Origin of the sequence: Microbispora sp. ATCC PTA-5024 (assembly GCF_000511135.2) — a bacterium.
In the GTDB taxonomy this organism is placed as follows: Bacteria; Actinomycetota; Actinomycetes; order Streptosporangiales; family Streptosporangiaceae; genus Microbispora; species Microbispora corallina.
The window spans coordinates 2,669,901-2,675,514 of sequence record NZ_KI866522.1; the positions used below are offsets into that span (position 1 = coordinate 2,669,901).

The 5,614-nt window shown below is 72.7% G+C and carries 7 protein-coding genes; 2 read left to right on the forward strand and 5 right to left on the reverse strand.

The features are described 5' to 3' along the window. The 4 genes from MPTA5024_RS12085 to rimP form a co-directional block, all read right to left on the reverse strand. The coding region (locus MPTA5024_RS12085; RefSeq protein ID WP_036322485.1) for a translation initiation factor IF-2 N-terminal domain-containing protein at positions 1–311 on the reverse strand (311 nt) is incomplete at its 3' end. 184 nt (positions 312–495) lie between these two features. After that, positions 496–798 (reverse strand): YlxR family protein, encoded by a 303-nt coding sequence (locus tag MPTA5024_RS12090; protein ID WP_084369573.1) that lies wholly within the window; start codon positions 796–798, stop codon positions 496–498. Continuing rightward, positions 782–1,771, reverse strand: coding sequence for a transcription termination factor NusA (gene nusA / locus MPTA5024_RS12095; RefSeq protein WP_036322489.1), 990 nt, complete (start codon positions 1,769–1,771; stop codon positions 782–784). Before nusA ends, MPTA5024_RS12090 begins: the two co-directional genes overlap by 17 nt. 23 nt (positions 1,772–1,794) lie before the next feature. Then, positions 1,795–2,322, reverse strand: coding sequence for a ribosome maturation factor RimP (gene rimP / locus MPTA5024_RS12100; RefSeq protein ID WP_036322491.1), 528 nt, complete (start codon positions 2,320–2,322; stop codon positions 1,795–1,797). Between the two features lie 167 nt (positions 2,323–2,489). On the opposite strand from rimP, the gene MPTA5024_RS12105 reads away from it, so the two are divergent. Beyond that, positions 2,490–3,041 carry a hypothetical protein gene (locus tag MPTA5024_RS12105; RefSeq protein WP_036322493.1) on the forward strand — a complete coding sequence of 184 codons (552 nt, stop codon included), beginning with the start codon at positions 2,490–2,492 and terminating at the stop codon, positions 3,039–3,041. Beyond that, positions 3,034–3,600, forward strand: coding sequence for a ferritin-like domain-containing protein (locus MPTA5024_RS12110; RefSeq protein ID WP_084369575.1), 567 nt, complete (start codon positions 3,034–3,036; stop codon positions 3,598–3,600). Before MPTA5024_RS12105 ends, MPTA5024_RS12110 begins: the two co-directional genes overlap by 8 nt. A gap of 29 nt (positions 3,601–3,629) precedes the next feature. Here MPTA5024_RS12110 and MPTA5024_RS12115 read toward each other — a convergent pair whose 3' ends face one another. Further along, positions 3,630–5,372 carry a proline--tRNA ligase gene (locus tag MPTA5024_RS12115; protein ID WP_198167046.1) on the reverse strand — a complete coding sequence of 581 codons (1,743 nt, stop codon included), beginning with the start codon at positions 5,370–5,372 and terminating at the stop codon, positions 3,630–3,632. Positions 5,373–5,614: the final 242 nt, after the last annotated feature.

The following is a 5,614-nucleotide window of genomic DNA, read 5'->3' on the forward strand; positions in this document are numbered from 1 at the left end:
CGCGGCCCGGGCTTCGGGCCCGGCCTGGCCGCCGCGTCGGCGGACGGGGAAACGGGCGCCTGCGGGACGCCGCCGTTGGCCTGGCTCTCGGCCGGCCTCGGCGCGGGCCGCGGCTGCGCCGGACGGGCGGGCTTGCCCCCGCCCCTGGAGACGTCACCCTTGAACGCCTCAGTGAGTTTACGGACGACCGGCGCCTCTATCGTCGAGGACGCCGATCTCACGAACTCGCCCATCTCGGTGAGCTTGGCCATCACGACCTTGCTCTCGACTCCGAACTCCTTGGCGAGCTCGTATACCCGGACCTTCGCCACTGCACTCCCTAACTCGGCCCGGGAGGCTCGCAGTGCCGCCGGACCGTCGCTACCTGTACGTACTCATCGCCGCGTGCTCATCAGGCGCTCATAGCAATCTGACTCCGCCCATCAACTCGGCGTCCTACATGACAGTTTCTTCGTACCCGGCCCCAGGGCCGATCCAGGGGCCAGCGGTAACCATTCACCCGGACTGACCCGCAGTCAACCCCTCGAGGTGAACCCGCAGCACACTCACGTCCAGCGCCCCCTCCGCGCGGAACGCGCGGGGGAACGCCCGGCGGCGTTCGGCGAGCTCCAGACAGCGCAGGGACGGGTGCAGTGACGCACCACGCCCCGGCAACCGTCCGTGCGGGTCGGGGACGATCACGCCCTCGACCACGACCAGGCGGAGCAACTCGGACTTTACCGTGCGAACCCGGCAGCCCACGCATGTTCTCTGCGGGACTGCCCGGCAACCATATTCCAGCTTACCTTGCCGACGCATCAGCGGGATCAGCCGGTGCCTCCTGAATGTCCGGCCGGATGTCGATCCGCCAGCCGGTCAGCCGGGCGGCGAGGCGGGCGTTCTGCCCCTCCTTGCCGATCGCCAGGGAAAGCTGGTAGTCGGGCACGGTCACCCGGGCCACGCGGCCATCGGCATCGATGACCTCGACCCGGGAAACACGGGCCGGCGACAGGGCATTCCCGACGAACTCGGCCGCGTCGTCCGACCAGTCGATGATGTCGATCTTCTCGCCGTGCAGCTCGGTCATCACGTTGCGCACCCGCGACCCCATGGGGCCGATGCAGGCGCCCTTGGCGTTCACCCCGGGTTTGCGCGACCGTACGGCGATCTTCGTCCGATGGCCGGCCTCGCGGGCGATGGCCGCGATCTCCACGGTCCCGTCGGCGATCTCCGGCACCTCGAGCGCGAAGAGCTTCTTGACCAGGTTGGGGTGGGTGCGCGACAGCGTCACGGAGGGGCCCTTCGGGCCCTTCTTCACCTGCACGACGTAGCAGCGGATGCGCTCCCCGTGGGTGTACTCCTCGCCGGGGACCTGCTCGTTGTGCGGGAGGATCGCCTCGATCTTGCCCAGGTCGACCAGCACCACCCGCGGGTCCTTGCCCTGCTGGATGATGCCGGCCACGAGCTCGCCCTCGCGGCTGGCGAACTCGCCGAAGTTGATCTCGTCCTCTGCGTCCCGGAGCTGCTGCAGGATCACCTGCTTGGCCGTCGTCGCGGCGATCCGGCTGAAGTTGCCCGGGGTGTCGTCGTACTCCCGGGCGACCTCGCCGTCCTCGTCGAGCTCGGCCGCCCAGATGGTCACATGGCCAGAGACGCGGTCCAGCTCCGCGCGCGCCTTCTGCGCCGCGCCCTCCGTGCGGAAGTACGCGATCAGCAGCGCGTCCTCGATCGCCTTGACGACCAGGTCGAAGGAGATGTCCTTCTCCCGCTCCAGGCTGCGCAGGACGCTCATGTCAATGTCCACAAGGCTCCCCCCTAGCCCTCGTCGTCAACGTCGTCGATGTCCTCGAGGTCATCGACGTCCTCATCAGGACCATCGTCGAGCCCCGCGCCCGGCCGGTTGAACTCGACCTGCACGCGGCCGCGCGCCAGGTCGCCGTACGGGACGCGGCGCTCGCCGTCCAGCTCCACGCCGGAGTCGTCGGCGCCGGTCACCCGGCCCTCGACCGCCGTGCCGTCGCGCAGCTCCGCCTTGACGAGCCGGCCGTGGGCGCGCCGCCAGTGGCGCGGCTCCGTGAGCGGCCGGTCCACTCCGGGGGAGGTGACCTCCAGCACATAGGGGTTGCCGCCGAGCACGTCGGTCTCGTCGAGCCGCTTGGACACCGACTGACTCACGTCGGCCACGTCGTCCAGGCTCACGCCGCCGTCGCGGTCGACCACCACCCGCACCAGCCTGCGGCGGCCCGCGGGCGTGATCGTCACGTCCTCCAGGTCGAGCCCCTCGGCGGCGACCACCGGGCCGAGAAGCTCCACAAGGCGGCCGTGTCGAGCGTCGCTGCCCATTCCGACCTCCGTTTGCCGTGTACCTCGCCCGATGTGGCCCCGATGTGGCACAGCCTATCGACACCGGGGTGTGGAAATAGCGCCACACCCGAGCGGCGACCCGACACGAGCACGACCATCACCACGAAGCGGTGAGTACTGGGCGGCGCGCCGTACGATGCTATGTCGTGAAGCAGACCGGCGGGGTGCGGGTGACGAGGCGTGCCCTCCTGGGCACGGCCGCGGCGGCCGGGCTGGCCGCCTCCGGGTGCTCGTCCCGCCCGGCGACGCCGCCCCCGCCCGCGCGGCCCGACCCGCAGGCGGTGCTGCTGGCGTCGCTGATCAGGGGCAAGGAGCAGCTGGTCGCGCTCTACCAGCGGGCCGAGCTCGCCGGGGGCGCGGCGGCCAGGCTCGAGCCGTTCCGGCAGCGGCACGTCGCCCACCTGACCGCCCTGCGCACGATGCTGCCCCGATCGGCCGCCTCGTCCCCGCACACCTCGTCCGCGCCGGCGGCGTCGCCGGCCTCTCCTGGCGCGTCCGCGGCGGCCTCGCCGGACAGCTCCCCGGACAGCTCCCCGGACGCCGTCCCGGTCGCCGCGCTCAGGGACGCGGAACGGCGGGCGGCCGCCGGGCGGGCCGCCCAGATGGCCGGCGCCTCCCCCGCGCTCGCCCAGCTCCTCGCCAGCATCGGGGCCTGCGAGGCCGTCCACGTGATCGCTCTGGGGAGGCTGCGTGACTGAGGCCGCGACGGGCACGGCCAACGGCGGCGCCACGCCGTCACCCTCCGGCTCCCCTGGCGTGCCCGCGGCCGCCGCCCGCGCGACCGCCGCGCTCGCCCGGGCCCTGTCGGCCGAGCACGCCGCCGTGTACGCGTACGGCGTCATCGGCGGGAAGACGTCGGGCGGGCTGCGCGGCCGGGCCACCTCCGCGTTCGACGCGCACCGCGCCCGCCGCGACCAGCTCAGGACGCTCATCGCCGGGCGCGGCGGAACGCCGTCGGAGGCAGGGCCCGCCTACCGGCTCCCGTTCGAGGTGCGGACGGCGGCGGACGCCGTGCGGCTGGCCGTGCTCGTGGAGGAGCGGCTGACGACGGCCTACCTGGAGCTGGCCGCCGACCCCGACCCCGCGCTGCGGCGGATCGCCGCGCTGGCCGCGCAGGAGTGCGCGACCCGCGCGTACGGCTGGCAGCCGGTCGTCGCGGCCTTCCCGGGCATGCCCGGCCGGGACGCGTCCGCCTCTCCTCCGGCGACGACGAGCCCCGCCACCGCCCAGGCGCCCTCGCGGTCGCCCGGGCAGTGACGCGATGATCCCGTAGGACCCCGCGCGGCTCAGGCCCCGCAGGCCGCCAGCACGCGCTCCACGGCCTCGTCGAGCGGGATCTCCTCCTTGGTCCCGGCGGCCCGGTCGCGCAGCTCCACGACGCCCTGGGACACGCCGCGGCCGACGATCAGGATGGTGGGCACGCCCAGCAGCTCGGCGTCCTTGAACTTCACGCCCGGCGACACCTGGGGGCGGTCGTCGACGAGCACCCGGAGCCCCCGGGCCTCCAGCGTCTCGGCCAGCCCGCTGGCGACCTCGACCTGGTTCTCCTTGCCCGTGCCGACGATGTGGACGTCGGCGGGCGCCACCTCGCGCGGCCACACCAGGCCCAGCCCGTCGTGCAGCTGCTCGGCCAGCACGGCGACGGCCCGGGAGACGCCCACGCCGTACGAGCCCATGGTGATGCGGATCGGCTTGCCGTCGGGGCCGAGCGCGTCGAGCTGCGCGGCGTCGGCGTACTTGCGGCCCAGCTGGAAGATGTGGCCGATCTCGATGCCCCGGTCGATGGACAGGGCGTGGCCGCAGCGGGGGCAGTCGTCCCCGGCCCGCACCTCGGCGGCCTCGATCGTGCCGTCGGGCTGGAAGTCCCGCCCGGCCACCACGTGCGCCGCGTGCTTGCCGGGCTCGTTGGCGCCGGTCACCCAGGCCGATCCCGCGACCACCCGGGGGTCGACCAGGTAGTCGATGCCGAGCTCCTTGAGCACCTGGGGGCCGATGTAGCCGCGCACGAGGCCGGGGTGGCGGGCGAAGTCCTCCGCCTCGAAGATCTCCGGGACGCCGGGCGACAGGGACGCCTCCAGGCGCTTGAAGTCCACCTCGCGGTCGCCGGGCACGCCCACGACCAGGGTCCGCACCTCGCCGGAGCCCGGCGTCCGGACCTTCACGACGATGTTCTTCAGCGTGTCGGCCGCGGTGATCCCCAGGCCGTAGTGCTCGTTGACGTGCGCGACGAGCGAGTCGATCGTCGGCGTGTCGGGGGTGTCGAGCACCTCGAGAGGGGGCTGCCCGGCCGTGACGGCGGGCGGCGCCGGAGTGACGACGGCCTCGGCGTTGGCCGCGTAGCCGCAGTTGCGGCAGGCCACGAACGTGTCCTCGCCGGTGTCGCAGGGGGCGAGGAACTCCTCGGACGCCGACCCGCCCATGGCGCCCGACATGGCGAAGCAGATCTTGTAGTCGATGCCGAGACGGTCGAAGATCCGGATGTAGGCGTCCCGGTGCATCTCGTAGGAGCGCTTGAGGCCGTCGTCGTCGAGGTCGAAGGAGTAGGAGTCCTTCATGACGAACTCACGGCCCCGCAGGATGCCCGCCCGGGGGCGCGCCTCGTCGCGGTACTTCGTCTGGATCTGGTAGAGGGTCACCGGGTAGTCCTTGTAGGAGGAGTACTCCCCCTTGACCATGTCGGTGAACATCTCCTCGTGGGTCGGCCCGAGGAGGTAGTCGGCGCCCTTGCGGTCCTTGAGGCGGAACAGCGTGTCGCCGTACTCGGTCCAGCGGCCGGTGGACTCGTAGAAGTCGCGGGGCAGCAGGGCGGGGAACAGCACCTCCTGGGCGCCGATCCGGTCCATCTCCTCCCGGACGACCCGGGCCACGTTCTCCAGGACGATCTTGCCAAGCGGCAGCCAGGAGTAGATGCCGGGCGCGACGCGGCGGACGTATCCGGCGCGGACGAGCAGCTTGTGGCTCGGCACTTCCGCGTCCGCCGGATCCTCACGCAGTGTGCGCAGGAACAGGGTGGACATACGCAGCAGCACGGCTACTCCTTGCTCGTGAGAGGTCTCGCCGGGGCCTCCCCTGACGCCGGCGCCGGGTCCTGCGCGGATCCCTGCGCGGCTTCCTCGGGAGACGACGTCGGAGACGACGTGAAGAGGACGTGCCTCAAGGTTATCGACTCCCGGCGGCGCACCGCCTCTTCGTTACCGTGCCGCGACGCCGTGCCGCGCCGCCGCGCCGCGGGAGGGGGCCGCGGGAGGGGGCCGCGGGAGGGGGCCGCGGG

Bases quoted from the DNA above. Each gene is read 5' to 3' on its own strand.
- MPTA5024_RS12090 (WP_084369573.1), bottom strand. From the start codon at position 798: ATGCGTCGGCAAGGTAAGCTGGAATATGGTTGCCGGGCAGTCCCGCAG.
- nusA (WP_036322489.1), bottom strand. From the start codon at position 1,771: ATGAGCGTCCTGCGCAGCCTGGAGCGGGAGAAGGACATCTCCTTCGAC.
- rimP (WP_036322491.1), bottom strand. From the start codon at position 2,322: ATGGGCAGCGACGCTCGACACGGCCGCCTTGTGGAGCTTCTCGGCCCG.